The organism is Gallalistipes aquisgranensis (assembly GCF_014982715.1).
Taxonomy (GTDB): Bacteria; Bacteroidota; Bacteroidia; order Bacteroidales; family Rikenellaceae; genus Gallalistipes; species Gallalistipes aquisgranensis.
Genome location: NZ_JADCJY010000001.1, coordinates 2,270,613 through 2,286,717, shown reverse-complemented (window position 1 = coordinate 2,286,717; position 16,105 = coordinate 2,270,613). Strand labels below are relative to the sequence as shown.

The window sequence follows — 16,105 nt, the reverse complement described above, 5'->3', positions numbered from 1 at the left end:
AAAATTTGAGATAGTATGAAAGGAATGAGGATTTACGCAGGGTTCGTCCTGCTGGCGGCCCTGTCGGCCGCGGTTCCGGCCGACGGAGCGCACGGAAATCTGCGCGACCGGGCGGGCGACCGGGTTTGGACTCCCGGCGTGGCCCGTGCCGGCGTGCGCGTGACGGCCCTTCCCCGGGGCATGGTGATCCGGGACAGCCTGCGCACCCTCCGTGTGGAGGCTGTCACCGACCGCATCCTCCACGTGACCGTCTCGCCCGATTCCGCCTACCGGAGCGCCTCGCTGGCCGTGAGGCCTCTCCCCGCGGAGGGACCCCGCGTCCGCATCCGGCCCGGGAAAGGCCGGATGAGCCTGCTCACGGCCGCCCTTGAAGCCCGTTACGACTACCGGACGGGAACCTTCTGCGTGGTCGATTCCCGCCGGGGAGGCTATCTGGTGCGGGAGCCGCTGGCCGGTGCCCGCCGCTTTTCGCCTTCCGGCGCTCCGGACGGCGGCTGGCGGGTCGAACAGCGCTTCGTGCTCGCCCCGGACGAGGGGATTTACGGGCTCGGGCAGTACCAGGAGGGCGTGTGGAACTACCGGGGCCACCGCGTGAACCTCGTGCAGGCCAACAAGGAGATCGTCAATCCCGTGCTGGTCTCCGACCGGGGATACGGCATCCTGTGGGACAACTATTCGAAGACCGTGGCGGACAACACCCGGGGCGACACCCTCTCGATCGTCTCCGAGGCGGGCGGGGCTGCCGACTACTACGTGATCGCGGGCGGGGACATGGACGGCGTGGTGGCCGGTTACCGCACCCTCACCGGGGCTGCGCCTATGTTTCCCCGGTCGTTCTTCGGCTTCTGGCAGTCGAAGGAGCGCTACAAGTCGTTCGACGAACTGACGGGCGTGGTCGAGGAGTACCGCCGTCGCCGTATTCCGATCGACAACATCGTGCTCGACTGGTCGTACTGGGGCGACAAGGCCCACTGGAACTCCATGCGCTTCGCCCCCGACAGTTTTCCCGATCCGGAGAGCGCCATCGGCCGCCTGCACGACGAGCTGAAGGTGAAGCTGACCGTTTCGGTGTGGCCGGGCGTGGGCCCCGCCACGGCCGTGTACCGCGATATGGAGCGGGCGGACGTCCTCTTCGACGAGCCTACGTGGGCCGGGTACAAGGTGGTCGACATGTTCGATCCCCGGGCCCAGGAGATTTTCTGGCGCCACCTGCGCGGCGGGCTCTACTCGAAAGGCGTGGACGGCTGGTGGCTCGACGCCACCGAACCCTCGTTCCGCGACGGCTTCACCCAGCAGGGACAGGAGGCCCGGAGCAAGTCGGCCGGCATGACGGCCATCGGGTCCTTCCACCGCTGGCTCAACGCCTACTCGCTGGCGATGACCCGCACCGTCTACGACAGGCTGCGGGCCACGGGCGACAACCGCCGGGTGCAGATTCTCACCCGTTCGGCCTTCGCCTCCCAGCAGCGCTACGCCACGGCCCTCTGGTCGGGCGACGTCTCCGCCTCGTGGGAGACCTTCCGGCGTCAGCTGCCCGCCGGGCTCAACCTCTCCCTGAGCGGAATCCCCTACTGGACCTCCGACATCGGCGGCTTCTTCGTGAACGAGCGGGGCGGTGAGTATCCCCGCGGGCTCGACGATCCCGCCTACCGGGAGCTGTACGTGCGGTGGTTCCAGCACGGGGCCTTCACGCCCCTGTTCCGCGCCCACGGCACCAACGTTCCCCGCGAGGTGTGGCAGTTCGGCAAGCCCGGGGAACCGGCCTACGAGGCCCAGGTGGCGATGATCCGCCTGCGCTACTCCCTGCTGCCCTATATCTACTCGACGGCCTGGCGCGTGACCCGCGACGGATACACCATGATGCGTCCGCTGGTGATGGACTTTCCGCACGATCCCCATGCCGCCGCCTCGTCCGATGCCTATCTGTTCGGTCCCTCGATCCTCGTGCGGCCCGTCACCGAGCCCATGTACGCCGATTCGCTCGGCGTGCGGGAGAATCCCGACACCCGGGTGCGCGTCTGGCTGCCCGGCGGCCGGGGACCGCAGCGGGAGTTGTGGTTCGACATGAACGATCCTCAGCGGGTGTACGACGGGGGACGCAGGATCACCTGCGACGCCCCCCTCACGCGTCTGCCCCTTTTCGTGCGGGGCGGCTCGGTGATCCCGACCATTCCCCCCGTGCAGCATACGGGCGAGCGGCCCGGCGAACTGATCCTCACCGTGTGGGGCGGCCGCGACGCCTCCTTCACCCTCTACGGGGACGACGGCGAGAGCTACGACTACGAGAAGGGGGCCTGCGCCACCGTTCCCGTGCGTTGGAACGACCGTTCGGGGCTGCTCACGCTCGGCGCACGGCAGGGTTCCTATCCCGGTATGGAGGCCCGGATACGGCTGCGGGTGATCGTCCACCGTCCCGTGCGCGTGAAGGGCGCCTGGAAGGTGGAGACCGTCGAACGTGAGGCCGAATACACGGGTGTCGAACTGAAATTCCGTCCGCTGAAGGGGCGCTGATCTTGCGGGCCGGGCTCCTCGTCCCTCTCCCGGGCACTTTTCCGGGGGAACGGCTCTGCGCGGCCGGAGCTCCCGCCCACGTTGCGGCGTGCGGCGGAGAATCCCCCCCCCCCTCCGGACGATCTTATGCTCTTTTGCGGTCGATATTGCCTCCTGCGGTGTGCGGCGATGCGCTATCTTTGCCGCTATAACCGTATATTGCCCATGAAAAGAACCCTTTTGCTTGCCGCCGTTTCGCTCCTCCTCTGCGGGACGCTCGGCGCCCGGGGCGTGAAGACGCTCCGGGAAGGCACCGACTTCCGGGCCGACACCACGGAGGTGGGCGACTTCATCCGCCTCACGCTCGACGGTCCCACCGACATCGTGCTCGACGCCCGCGGCGGGGCGATCCGCGGGGTGGACATCCGCCCCGTTTCGCGGAACATCGCCTGCCGCGTGGAGGAGGGGCGCCTGCGCCTGCTGGGGGTCACCCCCTGCAAGATCGCCGTCACCTTCAACGACGATCCCTCCCGTCCCGTTTACCTGTTCGCCGATCCGCCCGCCCCGAAGGAGTGGAGGCGCCTGCCGGCGGATGCCGTCCGGTTCGGCCCGGGTGTGCACGAGATCGGCACCCGTGTGGTGACGGGCCGCGACAGGACCTTTTTCCTGGAGGAGGGGGCCGTGCTCCGGGGCTGCATCTACGGCAAGGGGGCCACGAACGTCCGGATTCTCGGCTACGGCGTGATCGACGGCCGCGGTACGAAACGCGGCACCCGTTTCGAACGCTGCGAAGGCGTCGAGATCGACGGTCCCGTGGTGCTGAGCCGCAACGGCTGGTCGAACTCCTTTTTCGAGTGCCGCGGCGTCACCCTGCGCAACCTCAAGGTGCTCTCCTCGCAGGTCTTTTCGGACGGGATCGACCTGCTGGCCACATCGGACGTGCTGGTCGACGACATCTTCATCCGCAACGAGGACGACTGCATCTCGATCAAGACCAGGAAGTTCGGTTTCTCGGGCAACGCGGAGAACATCGTCGTGCGCAACTCCACCTTCTGGAGCGGCCGGCAGGGCAACGCGCTCGAAATCGGCTGGGAGCTCGACGCCGAGTGGGTGCGGCGCATCCGTTTCGAGAATATCGACATCATCCGCAAGGGAACCGCCGACCACCTCTTCAAGCGGGCGGCCCTCTCGATCCACCACATCGGCAACGCGGCCGTTTCGGACGTGCTCTACCGCGACATCCGCATCGAATCGGTCGAGGAGAACCTCGTCTGGATCGAGCTCATCCCCGCCGGGAAATGGGGGAGCGGAGGCGGTTCGGTGGAGAACGTCCGCTTCGAGCAGGTGAGTTACCTGAGGGGCCGGGAGGTCCCCGTGGTGATCCGGGGCGGCGGCTCCGGAGCGATCCGGGACGTGGTTTTCCGGGAATTCCGCTACCTGGGCCGCCCGGTCTCCTCGGCGGACGACCCCCTGTTCCGGATCGAGAACGCGCAGGTGACGGTGGAGCCGTGACGGGCCCTGCCGACGCTTTCCCTGTCCGGAAGGGGATTATTCCGTGAAAAATGCTTACCTTTAGCGGCGGAATGAAATCCTGTTTGCGGGCTATGGGGACAAAACGGCGTAATATACTGATTACCGGCGGTGCCGGTTTCATCGGGTCGCACGTGGTGCGGCTCTTCGTGCGGAGCTATCCGGACTGTACGGTCTGGAACCTCGACAAGCTGACCTACGCGGGCAACCTCGAGAACCTGCGCGACGTGGAGGCGGCTCCCAACTACCGTTTCGTCAGGGGCGACGTTTGCGACACGGAGCTGCTGCGGGAGCTGTTCGCCCGGCACGACTTCGACGGGGTGATCCACCTGGCCGCCGAGAGCCACGTGGACCGCAGCATCCGCGACCCCTTCACCTTCGCCCGCACCAACGTGCTGGGCACCCTTTCCCTGCTCCAGGCCGCGCGCGAAGCGTGGACGGGGGAGGGGAGAGACCCCTCGGGCAGGCTCTTCTACCATGTCTCCACCGATGAGGTCTACGGCTCGCTGGGCCGCGAGGGCCTCTTCACCGAGCGTTCGCCCTACGATCCGCGCAGTCCCTATTCCGCCTCCAAGGCGGCGGGCGACCACTTCGTGCGGGCCTATGCCAACACCTACGGCCTGCCTGCGATCGTCTCCAACTGTTCGAACAACTACGGTCCGAACCAGTTCCCGGAGAAACTGATCCCCCTCTGCATCAACAATGTGTGCCTCGGCCGGCCGATTCCGGTCTACGGCCGGGGCGAGAACGTGCGCGACTGGCTCTACGTGGAGGACCACGCGCGGGCCATCGACCTGCTGTTCCACCGGGGCCGGCCGGGGGAGACCTACAACATCGGAGGGTTCGACGAACGGCGCAACATCGACGTCGTCCGGCAGGTGATCCGCACCGCCGACCGTCTGCTGGGCCGTCCGGAGGGCGCTTCGGACGGGCTGGTGACCTACGTGGCCGACCGGGCGGGCCACGACCTGCGCTATGCGATCGACTCCTCGCGGCTGGAGAACGAACTGGGCTGGAGGCCCTCGCTCGGTTTCGGGGAGGGCGTCGAGCGCACCGTGCGCTGGTACCTCGACAACCGGGAGTGGCTCGACCGCGTGACCAGCGGTGCCTACCGGGACTATTACGCGGCGATGTACGGCACGCGCGGCGATACCGACAGACAGTGAAAAAACAAGATATGGCAATCGGAACCACGGAATTCGATCCCGCCCGGCCGCTCTTCATCGCCGGGCCCTGCGTGATAGAGAGTGCGGAGCTGCTCGACGAGGTGGCCCGCGAACTGGTGCGCCTGCGCGACGGATTGGGCGTACAGATCGTCTTCAAGGCCTCGTTCGACAAGGCCAACCGCACCTCGCTCGCCTCCTTCCGGGGGCCGGGGCTCGAAAGGGGGCTGCGGATGCTCGCCGACGTCGGCGAAAGGTACGGCCTGCCGCTGACCACCGACATCCACGAGCCGGGACAGGCCGCCCCCGCCGCCGAGGCGGTGGACATTCTCCAGATACCCGCCTTCCTCTGCCGGCAGACCGATCTGCTCGTGGCGGCCGCGCGCACGGGCCGGGTGGTCAACGTCAAGAAGGCCCAGTTCCTCTCGGGCGCCGACATGCGCTACCCGGTGGAGAAGGTGCGCGAATCGGGCAACGACCGCGTATGGCTTACGGAGCGGGGCAACGTGTACGGATACAACAATCTGGTGGTCGATTTCCGCAACCTGGCGGACATGGCCGCGTTCACCCCGCGCGTGATTATGGACTGCACCCATTCCGTGCAGCGCCCCGGTTCGGCGGGCGGGGCCACGGGGGGCGACCGGCAGTTCGTGCCGGCCATGGCGCTGGCCGCCCGGGCGTTCGGGGCGAACGGCTACTTTTTCGAGGTGCATCCCGATCCCGACCGGGCCCTGAGCGACGGTCCCAACATGCTGCCCCTCCAGCAGCTCGAAGGGGTGATCCGCTCGCTGTTGTAGCGGGCGTGCGAACGACGGTAAACCAGTGCGGGACGGTCTGAGGCCGTTCCGCCCGAAACGAAAGATATGAGTACGATTACGGATATAGCCCGGCATACGTTCCGGGTGGAGTCGGAGGCGGTCGGGGCGCTGGCCTCGAAGCTGACCGGCGATTTCGAGGGCGCCGTGCGGGCCGTGCTCGCCTGTCGCGGGAAGCTGATCGTGACGGGTATGGGCAAGTCGGGTCTGATCGGCTCGAAGATCGCCGCCACGCTCGCCAGCACGGGCACCCCCTCCTTCTTCATGCACCCCGGCGAGGCCTACCACGGCGACCTGGGGATGATCTCCCCGCAGGACGTGGTGCTGGCCATCTCCAATTCGGGACAGACCGACGAAATCCTGAAACTGATCCCCTTTCTGGAGGACAACGGCAACATCGTGATCTCGATGACCGGAAGCTCGGGTTCGACGCTGGCCCGCCACTCCCGTTTCCACCTCGACGTGAGCGTGGCCGAGGAGGCCTGTCCGCTCTCGCTGGCTCCCACCTCTTCGACGACGGCGGCCCTGGTGATGGGCGACGCGCTGGCGATGGCGCTGATGCACGAGCGGGGTTTCAAGGCGGAGGATTTCGCCCGTTTCCACCCCGGCGGGAGCCTGGGCCGCAAGCTGCTCACCCGCGTGGGCGACGTGATGCGGCGCGACAACCTGCCCTGCGTGCCGCCCCAGATGCTGCTGAGCGACGTGATTATCGAGATCAGCAACGCCCGCCTCGGCGTGGCGGCCATCATGGAGGGCGACCGCATCTGCGGACTGGTGACCGACGGCGACGTGCGGCGTGCCATGCAGAAGTACCGTAGCCGCTTCTTCGAGATCCGCGTGGAGGAGGTGATGACCCGCACGCCCAAGATGATCCTCCAGAGCGCCCGCATCACGGAGGCCGAGGAGATCATGCGCCGGTTCAAGATCCACTCCCTGCTGGTGACCGACGGGGAGGGCCGCCTGACGGGTATCGTCGAGCTCTACGATCTGATGAGCGACAACACGCACGTGAACTTTTAACCGCAGGGAGAGAGAAGCGATGACGACACCCGGACGCGGCTGCGGAGACAAGCATACGGAAAGAAAGGCCCGGAGGGACGCTGCCGACAGCGGCTCTGCGCGCGGGAACGGCATCCGGAGCCGGACGGCGGCCCTTTTCGCGGCAGGGATGCTGGCCTTTCCGCTCTTCCTTTGTGCCGGGCCCGGCGGAACCTGCCCGGAGGCCGACTCTTCCCGCACGGTGTTCCGTGCCGCCGGGCCGCGTGCCTTTTTCCTCTCCGGAACTTTCGGCCGGGGGCTTCTCACGCGTTCTTCCGCGCGGACGGGGATCCCGCCCCGGAGCGCTTCCGCCGCCGTTTCCCCGCATTCCGCACCGGTGGAGGAGGAGCCTGTTTCCCGTCCGCGCCGCCGGCTGGTGCACGGCCTCGGGGTGGAGTACCGTCCGAGCTACATCCTGCCTACCAACGATTTCCTGCGTGGCGACAACCTCTACCGCCAGCCGATCCGCTACTCCGCCTCTTTCCATCTGCGTTATGCCTTCGGGTTCCGCCCCGGGTCGCAGACCGACCGGATTTACGGCGGGGTCTACCAGGGGGTCGGCCTCTCCGGCTACCTGTTCCCCGACCGGGAGGAGATCGGTTCGCCGCTCGCCCTCTATCTGTTCCAGGGGGCCCGCATCGCCCGCGTCGCCCCGTGGCTCACGCTCAACTACGAGTGGAATTTCGGCCTTTCGACCGGGTGGAAGTCCTACGACCGGGAGTACAATCCGAACAACAAGATGATGGGGTCGGAGATGAACGCCTACATCGACGTGAACGTCTATTTCAGCTGGAGGCTCTCGCGCCTGCTCGACCTCAATGCGGGCCTCGACATGACCCATTTCTCCAACGGCAATACCTGGGTGCCCAACGCGGGGCTGAACACCGTGGGGCTCAAAACGGGGCTCACCGCCTGGTTCAACCGCCGGGAGCGCTTCGTGTCCCGGCTCTCCCGTCCGCGCACGGAACACCCCTTTCCCCGGCATGTCAGCTACGACCTCACGGTGTTCGGCTCCTGGCGGCGCAAAGGGGTGGACTACTACGGCGAGGGCCAGATCGCTTCGCCCAAGGCCTATCCCGTGGTGGGATTCAACTTCTCGCCGATGTACAACCTCAGCTATAAACTGCGGCTGGGCATCTCGCTGGACGGTGTCTACGACACCAGCGCCAATGTCTACCTCGAAGATCAGCTCGTGGCGGTCGGCGAGACGCCCGACCTCGTCTTCCGGCGGCCGGAGGCGTCGCGGCAGCTGGCGCTGGGGCTCTCGGGCCGGGCCGAGTACGTGATGCCCTACTGCACGGTGGGGCTCGGCATCGGGTCCAACGTGCTCCACGGCCAGGGCGATCTCGACGCCCTCTACCAGATGCTTTACCTGAAGATCAACACGACCCGGAGCACCTATCTGCACATCGGGTACAGCCTCCAGAACTTCCAGGACCCCAATTTCCTGATGCTCGGCGTCGGGTTCCGTCTCCACAACCGCTATCCCCGCCTGCGCTGACCGTTCCCGCCGCGGCACTTCCGGCGGGGTGCGCCCTCGCGCGGAACCGCACGGGGCTGTTCGGCGGAATGTGGCCGGATACCTCGTCCGCCGGAGGGATCTTCCGGGCTTCCCGGCCGGACCGGAGGCCGCGTGTGAGGTTCTCCGAGGCTACCAGCGGATCGGTTCCTGTCCCGTGCGGACGAGGTATTCGTTGGCCTGCGAGAAGTGGCGGCAGCCGAAGAATCCCCGGTAGACCGACAGGGGCGAGGGATGCACGCTCTTGAGGATGCAGTTGCGCGTGGGATCGACGATCGCCCCCTTGCGCTGGGCATAGGAGCCCCAAAGCATGTAGACCACGTGGCTCTTGCGTTCGGCGATCGTACGCACCACGGCGTCCGTGAACCGTTCCCATCCCGCGCCCGCGTGGGATGCCGCCTCGTGGGCCCGCACGGTCAGCACCGCGTTGAGCAACAGCACGCCCTGTTCGGCCCAGCGGTCGAGGTTGCCGCTGGCGGGCTGGGGAGCTCCCGTGTCGTCCTGCACCTCCTTGAAGATGTTCTGCAGCGAGGGCGGAAAGGGTACCCCGTCGTTCACCGAGAAGCAGAGCCCGTTGGCCTGTCCGGGTCCGTGGTAGGGGTCCTGTCCGATGATGACCACCTTCAGGTTGTCGAAACCGCACTTGTCGAAGGCCCGGAAGATGTCCCGGCCCTTCGGGTAGACGGTGCGCGTGAAGTACTCCTTTTTGACGAAGTCGACCAGCTGCGCGAAATAGGGCTCCTCGAATTCGGGGGCCAGCAGCTCTTTCCAGTCGGCGGATATCTTTACCTCCATAGCCTGTGATTTGGGTTCGTACGTAGTTGTTTCTGCCAAAGATAGGAATTTGCCGGTTCATTGTCCTCCTTTCCCGCGGAAAATCCTTCTCTCAGAGACCTCCCCCGCCGATGCGCAGGGTAGCCACCACCCGGGCCAGCGCCCGGATACGCTTCCGTTCCACCTCCCGTCCCGGAAGCGAAGGGTCGGCGCCCCGCAGTTCGAGGAATCCCTCCCGCCTGCCGGGACGCAGGTAGCGCACCGCGACCGTCTCCTCGCCCCCGATCTCCACCCCCACCAGATACATGTCGCCCCAGAAGGGTTCCCCCTCCGGGTCGGCGGCCCGGTACAGCGCCAGGTCGCCCCGCCTGAGCAGGGGGGCCATCCCGTCGTCGTGTATCCGTACGGCCCCGTCGCAGCGGGAGAGCCCCGGGATTTGCAGGTACTCCTCCGGGGCGAACTCCTCCGGACGCTCCAGCAGGGGCGAAAGGCCGCCCGCCGTGACCGTTTCGCGCAGCGGGATGACCTGCCGGTGGCGGGCTCCTCCTTCCGGTACGGGCAGGGGGGCCGGAGACGCCGCCCCGTTCCCTTCGGCAGCCCCCTCTCCGGGCACACCGGCCAGCATCGGCTCCGTCCCCTCGTCCAGCCAGGCGGGGTTGAGGCCGTAGGCGCGGATCAGCAGGTCGCGGTTGCGGGCCGACAGGGCGGCATGCCCGTTTTCTACCATCGACAGGGCGCTCTTGCCGATGCCCAGCCGGGCGGCCACCGACTCCTGGGTCAGATGCAGCTCCTTGCGGAAACGTTTCAGCCGGTCGTTGACTTTCTCTTTCATGTCGGTTCAACGGTTGGATAGAGACAAAGATAACGATAAAAAATTGACCCGGCAACAGCGGGGTCCGCATTTATGGAAAAGGGAATCCCCCCTGCCGGCCTATTTTTGGGGCGGCCGTCCGGAAGGTGCGGGAGAAACCCGTGCTCCGCGGCATTCCGCAGCAGTGAAGACCATGACTAAAAAGAGATCGGCAGGGCCCGCCGCCGGCCCGGAGTTCGTCCGGTTCGCCCGGGCCCTTTTCCCCATGCTGGAGCTGACGCCCTTCCACGAAGCCTACTACCGCGTGCTGGAGGCTTTCGCCCGGGGAGGCGTGCGGCGGCTCATCGTCACCGTGCCTCCGCAGCACGGCAAGTCGCTGGGCGCGTGCGAACTGCTTCCGGCCTACCTGCTGGGCCTCGATCCCGACCGCCGGATCACGGTCGCCTCCTATGCCGCGTCGCTGGCCATGCGTTTCAACCGCCGGGTGCAGAGGACGATCCTCTCGCCCGCCTACCGTGCCTTTTTCCCGGACACCCTCATCAAGGGTTCGCCCGGCCTTCCTCCGCAGGAGAGTACGGGTTTCGTCCGCACGGGCGAACGGACGGAGGTGGTCGGCCACCAGGGAGAACTCTTCGCCGTGGGCCGGGAGGGGGCTCTCACCGGAAACCGGGTGGACACGTTCATACTGGACGATCTCTACCGCGACGCGATGGAGGCCGATTCGCCCCTCATCCGCGAGAACTGCTGGGAGTGGTACACCTCCGTGGTGAAGACCCGCCTGCACAACGACTCTTCCGAACTGCTGGTCTTCACCCGCTGGCACGAGGAGGACCTGATCGGCCGGATCGGGGCCCGCGAACCGGTCGAACGCCTCACCCGCTGGGCACAGCTCGGGGAGCCGCGCGAGGGATGGCTGGCGCTCCACTTCGAGGCGCTCAAGGAGGGCGGACCCACCGAGGTCGATCCCCGCACCCCGGGCGAAGCCCTCTGGCCGCAGCGGCACAGCGTCCGTCTGCTGCAGGAGAAGGCCCGTCTCGATCCGTGGCGTTTCGAGGCGCTCTACCAGGGGCGTCCCTGCTCCCGGGAGGGACTGCTCTACGGAGGGAATTTCCTCCTCTACGACCGCCTGCCCCCCGACTCCGACGTGGTGGCCCGGGCCAACTACACCGACACGGCCGACACGGGCGACGACTTTCTCTGCTCGGTCTGCTACGCGGTGGACCGCACGGGGGCGATCTATGTGACGGATGTGGTCTACTCCCGCGAGCGGATGGAGGTGACCGAACAGCTGGTGGCCGACATGCTGGGGCGGGAACAGACGCGCCTGGCCCGCGTCGAGAGCAACAACGGCGGCCGGGGATTCGCCCGTTCCGTGGCGCGCCTGGCGACGCTGGCCCGGGTGGAGTGGTTCTGTCAGAGTGCCAACAAGGAGGCCCGCATCCTCTCCAACTCCTCCACCGTGCTGCGCCAGATCCGCATGCCCGCCGACTGGGAGCGCCGCTGGCCCCTGTTCGCCCGCCACCTGACCACCTACCGACGCAGCTTCCGGGCCAACCGCTGGCACGACGCGCCCGACGTACTGACCGGAATCGTGGAGCGGGAGACGGTGCAGCCCCACCGGGCGCGGCTCCAGGCCGTGGGGTTCCTCCGGTAGGGACAAAAATAAAATGGAGAAACTCGTTTCCCCATTTTATCAGGTTAGGTTAGCATTGGTTAGTAGAGGTTTGGGGAGCATTCCCCCAGACTTCCATATACAAAGTTAGGGTTTATTTTCAATTAACAAAAAAAAGTCGCAGTAAATCTGCGACTTTTTGAAATTTATTCTTTCCGCCGACGGCGGAGAGGGGAATATGAAGCTCTTTTTAAAAAAAACCGGACGCCGGAATATCCCTTATTTTACGATTTTAGGAAAAAAGGTTGGTCATACGTTATTAAATAGAATATTCGATAGCTTGTTGCATGGATAATTGGATCGTTATTGCGTCTCCTGTTTCGAAAAACGATGAAGACAGACCGACGTCCGGTTTCTCAGGGTAAAATTGGTGTTTCCGATGGGTGGGGTTATGCGCTCTGGAATACCTCACGGCTGGTGTTTCCTGCCGTGGCGGGGTATCCCGCAGGAGCGTTTCCCTCGCTGTGGCGGCCGCGGTAGGTGGCCGGCGTGAGGCCGTACTCCTTCTTGAAGAGCTTGATGAAATGGGAGGTGTTCGGGAAATTGCATTCGATTCCGATCTCCGAAATGGACTTGTTGGTGGAGATCAGCAGCAGGCGCGAGTGCATGAGCCGCTGTTTGATGAACCATTTGTGGGGCGGTTCGAAAAAGTGCTTCTTGAACTCCTTCTTGAACGAGGTGAGGCTGCGGTTGCACATCTGGGCCAGTTCGTCGATCGACACGTCGTTGAATATGTTCTGGTGGATCGTCTGCTCGAAGTTCTCCTTCATCTGGTCGATGTTGCCGAGCACCTTGCTCTTGAGGCAGCAGTCGTTCTGTGTGAGGATCAGGTACATCAGTTCGGTCATTTTGAGCGTTTCGGCCGTTTCGTCCTGGGTGAACAGGTCGTCCTTGATGTACTGGTTGATCGTCGAGAAGAAGTTGCGGACGGTGCTCCATGCCGGATAGATCACGTGGCTCTGTTCGCGGCAGTTCTCGCAGCTGTGGTCGTTGGTGATGTTGAGCTGGTAGTTCATGCTCAGCTGGGTGAGGATGCGGCCCAACTGTTCGGGCGTATAGTAGAAGGTGATCTGTTCGAAAGGCTTTCCGTTTTCCGGGATGTCTTCGGTGTAGTGATGGCCGGTGCTCAGGTAGAAGAGGTCGCCGCGGTTCACTTCGTGGCGGACGTCGCCGTAGTAGATGTACTTTTTGCCGCGCAGTACGTAGCCGATGCCGTGGCGGGAGAGGTTGTGGGACTGGATGCCGTTGCGGTAGGGTTGTACATACTTCACGATCATCGGTTGTTGGGTCGGAGTCGGAAAACGGTTGGTCATAATGTTGGATTTTTAATTGTGAATAATAATAGAGAATAGAATATTTGATGAATTATTGAATGCTCCTGACACAAATGTACAATATTAATTCATTAAAGCAATAGTTTTTGCAAGATTTTTACAATGTAATTTCTCTTTATTGTCGTAGTATGTTGTATATTAGTGATTTGTCTGAAAAACGAAATGCAATCGGCATGCAATTTAATATACGTACGATACAATATTTTATTGTAAAAAATACAATATTATCTATTCCGGCACGAAATGACGCCCCGTGCGGAACGGATGTGCTACGAATGAACCCGAACAATCTTCGTGCCAGCTTCCCGTTTTTTTCCGGTCATCTCCGCCGTCTGTATGCGGCGGTATCGCGGCCTCCCCGTTCATCTTCCGGGGCTTCCGTCCGTGTCCCGCGGACCGCGGCGGAGAGGGATCCCCGGTGTCCGCCCTCTTTCCGGCCGGCCGCATGCGATATTGTGCGGCTCCGGGCGATCCGTTTCGGCGGGGAAATGTTATCTTTGTCCCGTTAAATACGATGCGAATGGACCCGAAACAGCAGCGTGTCGACACGGCGTTCGACCGCGACCACATCTGGCACCCCTATACCTCCATGATCCGGCCCCTGCCGGTCTATCCCGTGGTCTCCGCCCGGGGCGTCTGGCTCGAACTCGAGGACGGCCGGCGCCTGATCGACGGCATGTCGTCGTGGTGGTGCGCCGTGCACGGCTACAACCATCCTGTACTCAACCGCGCCCTGCGGGAGCAGTCGGAGCGGATGGCCCACGTCATGTTCGGCGGCCTCACCCACGCCCCGGCCGTGGAGCTGGCCCGGCGGCTGGTGGCCATGACCCCGGAGGGACTCGACCGGGTCTTCTTCTGCGACTCGGGATCGGTGGCCGTGGAGGTGGCCGTGAAGATGGCGCTCCAGTACATGCACGCCCGGGGCGAAGGGGGCCGCAACCGCATCGCCACGATCCGGGGCGGTTACCACGGCGACACGTGGCACGCCATGTCGGTCTGCGACCCGGTCGGGGGCATGCACTCGCTCTACACGGGGCGGCTGCCGATCCAGTTCTTCGCTCCGCGTCCCTCCGTCCGTTTCGGCGGTGAGTGGGACGAGGCCGATTTCGCACCGATGGCGGCCCTGCTCGAAGAGCACCGCGACCGTATCGCGGCCGTCATTCTCGAACCCGTGGTGCAGGGGGCCGGCGGCATGTGGTTCTACCATCCGGACTACCTCAGGCGGCTGCGGGAGAAGTGCTCGGAGCTGGGCATGCTGCTCATCGCCGACGAGATCGCCACCGGATTCGGGCGCACGGGCCGCATGTTCGCCTCGGAGTGGGCCGGCATCACGCCCGACATCCTCTGCGTGGGCAAGGCGATCACGGGCGGCTACATGAGTTTCGCGGCCGTACTGGCCACGGGCGGGGTGGCCGACACCATCTCTTCGGGCGATCCGGCCGAATTCATGCACGGGCCCACCTTCATGGGAAATCCGCTCGCCTGCGCCGTGGCGAACGCCTCGCTGGAACTGCTCGCGGAACATCCGCCCCTGGAGCGGATCGCGCAGATCGAGCAGGGCCTGCGGCGGGGACTGGCCCCGGCTTCCGGACTGCCGGGCGTGGCCGACGTGCGGGTGCTGGGGGCGATCGGCGTGGTCGAGATGCGGCGGCCCGTGGAGATGGCCTCCATGCAGCGGCGGTTCGTGGAGCGCGGCGTGTGGGTGCGTCCCTTCGGACGGCTGGTCTATGTGATGCCTCCCTATATTATCACGGACGACGAACTGGCCCGGCTGACCTCCGCGCTGGTGGACGTGGTGTCTGCGGAGTCCGGATCAGAAGGGTGACGGCAGGAAGCGGACGGCCGCTGCACAGAGCAGCAACGACAGGTAGAGCAGGGCGGGCAGTGCTCCCGTATGCCGCACGAAGAAGTTGGGGGCGATGACCGCCAGCGGCACGGCCAGCAGGGCGAACATCTCCGGCGAGCGGCCCGGCAGCAGGAAAAGTCCCGCTCCGGGGACCAGCATATAGATGAAATAGAGGAAAATGCGGCGGGCGCGCGTCCGCATCTGCGCCGCATGGCCCGCGAAGGAGACGATGGAGAGGACGGTGAGCAGCAGAAGCAGGGCCGCGAGCGCCATGCGCCAGAGCCCGGCCCGCAGCGTCAGCATGTCGGGGACGGCCGGTGTCGTGAGCGCCCCGGCGAGCATTTCCCCCACGTGGCCGAACGGATACCCCATCCCCCAATAGACATAGGAGCAGACCAGCAGGGGCAGCACGTACCCGATGAGGGCGACAGCCGCCTCGTGTCCGTTGCGCCGGAAGAGGACGACCGCCACGGGCACCGCCGGAAAGAAGAGCACGGCGGGCGCGGCGACCAGCGGGGCGGTGCCCAGCAGGAAGGCTCCCCGGAAGAGCGGATCGAAACTCGCCTTGCGCCGGAATCCCGCGATCAGCCGGTCGGAACCCGCGATGAGCAGCAGCGCGGCCACGGCCGAGGCCGCTCCGTTGTCCGAACGGTAGAATCCCGAGGCGACGACGGCGAAGAAGAGCGCCGGCAGATAGGTGCGTACCACCAGCACCATGTTGCGGGTGACGATGCGCGTGACCAGCAGCGCCGCCAGAAAGAGCAGGGCGGCCGTCCCGAGCCGGTAGGGAAATCCGGGCGGGACGCTCCCCGGCACGAGCAGCGCCTCCAGCGGCATGGCACGGGCCGCAGCCCGCGTGGCGGTATCCTCTCCGGCCCCCGTTCCGTTCTTCTCCGCTCTGCCCTCCGCCCGGTCCGCCGGACCCGCCGCTTCCCGCATCACGGCCGCAGGAAGGGCCTGCCGTTCCCGCACTCCTGCCGGCCCGGCATCCCCGCTGCCCCAGAAGAGGGCCAGCAGCAGGGCGAGCAGCAGCAGGGTGAGCGAAAGCGGTTGGCGGACGATGTCGAGTTGCATGGTGTTTCCTGTTGGCGGTTCGGCGGGCGGCACCCGCGC

General features: G+C 65.3%; 12 protein-coding genes. 8 read left to right on the top strand and 4 right to left on the bottom strand.

Annotation, left to right across the window (positions count from 1 at the left end; all coding sequences use genetic code 11):
* The first annotated feature begins 15 nt into the window (after window positions 1-15).
* From INF32_RS09250 to INF32_RS09225, 6 genes are all read left to right on the top strand, one after another.
* Complete coding sequence (locus tag INF32_RS09250; protein ID WP_226388050.1) at window positions 16-2,511, top strand: glycoside hydrolase family 31 protein; 2,496 nt, start codon at window positions 16-18, stop codon at window positions 2,509-2,511.
* 204 nt (window positions 2,512-2,715) lie between these two features.
* Window positions 2,716-4,002 carry a glycosyl hydrolase family 28 protein gene (locus tag INF32_RS09245; protein WP_226388049.1) on the top strand — a complete coding sequence of 429 codons (1,287 nt, stop codon included), beginning with the start codon at window positions 2,716-2,718 and terminating at the stop codon, window positions 4,000-4,002.
* Between the two features lie 92 nt (window positions 4,003-4,094).
* Window positions 4,095-5,186, top strand: a complete 1,092-nt coding sequence (rfbB, locus tag INF32_RS09240) for a dTDP-glucose 4,6-dehydratase (protein ID WP_226388048.1) — start codon at window positions 4,095-4,097, stop codon at window positions 5,184-5,186.
* Between the two features lie 11 nt (window positions 5,187-5,197).
* Complete coding sequence (kdsA, locus tag INF32_RS09235; RefSeq protein WP_226388047.1) at window positions 5,198-5,980, top strand: 3-deoxy-8-phosphooctulonate synthase; 783 nt, start codon at window positions 5,198-5,200, stop codon at window positions 5,978-5,980.
* 66 nt (window positions 5,981-6,046) lie between these two features.
* The gene (locus INF32_RS09230; RefSeq protein ID WP_226388046.1) at window positions 6,047-7,018 is read left to right on the top strand and encodes a KpsF/GutQ family sugar-phosphate isomerase; all 972 of its coding nucleotides are present in this window, start codon (window positions 6,047-6,049) and stop codon (window positions 7,016-7,018) included.
* 19 nt (window positions 7,019-7,037) lie between these two features.
* Complete coding sequence (locus tag INF32_RS09225) at window positions 7,038-8,537, top strand: acyloxyacyl hydrolase (protein ID WP_226388045.1); 1,500 nt, start codon at window positions 7,038-7,040, stop codon at window positions 8,535-8,537.
* Between the two features lie 150 nt (window positions 8,538-8,687).
* Here INF32_RS09225 and ung read toward each other — a convergent pair whose 3' ends face one another.
* Both ung and INF32_RS09215 read right to left on the bottom strand, forming a co-directional pair.
* Window positions 8,688-9,350 carry a uracil-DNA glycosylase gene (gene ung, locus INF32_RS09220; RefSeq protein WP_226388044.1) on the bottom strand — a complete coding sequence of 221 codons (663 nt, stop codon included), beginning with the start codon at window positions 9,348-9,350 and terminating at the stop codon, window positions 8,688-8,690.
* A 91-nt stretch (window positions 9,351-9,441) separates the two neighbouring features.
* Window positions 9,442-10,161: an XRE family transcriptional regulator gene (locus INF32_RS09215; RefSeq protein WP_226388043.1), complete on the bottom strand. Its 720-nt coding sequence runs from the start codon at window positions 10,159-10,161 to the stop codon at window positions 9,442-9,444.
* Window positions 10,162-10,333: 172 nt separating this feature from the next.
* On the opposite strand from INF32_RS09215, the gene terL reads away from it, so the two are divergent.
* Entirely contained in the window at window positions 10,334-11,794 is a 1,461-nt protein-coding gene (terL, locus tag INF32_RS09210; protein WP_226388042.1) for a phage terminase large subunit, read from the top strand.
* Between the two features lie 407 nt (window positions 11,795-12,201).
* On the opposite strand, the gene INF32_RS09205 is transcribed toward terL, so the two are convergent.
* Entirely contained in the window at window positions 12,202-13,125 is a 924-nt protein-coding gene (locus INF32_RS09205) for a helix-turn-helix domain-containing protein (protein ID WP_226388041.1), read from the bottom strand.
* Window positions 13,126-13,666: 541 nt separating this feature from the next.
* Between INF32_RS09205 and bioA the strand changes: the two genes are divergently transcribed.
* Window positions 13,667-14,971: an adenosylmethionine--8-amino-7-oxononanoate transaminase gene (gene bioA, locus INF32_RS09200; protein WP_226388040.1), complete on the top strand. Its 1,305-nt coding sequence runs from the start codon at window positions 13,667-13,669 to the stop codon at window positions 14,969-14,971.
* Here the strand turns inward: bioA and INF32_RS09195 are convergent.
* Window positions 14,960-16,066, bottom strand: a complete 1,107-nt coding sequence (locus tag INF32_RS09195; RefSeq protein ID WP_226388039.1) for a hypothetical protein — start codon at window positions 16,064-16,066, stop codon at window positions 14,960-14,962. The two genes, bioA and INF32_RS09195, sit on opposite strands and share 12 nt — an antisense overlap.
* Window positions 16,067-16,105 lie beyond the last annotated feature (39 nt).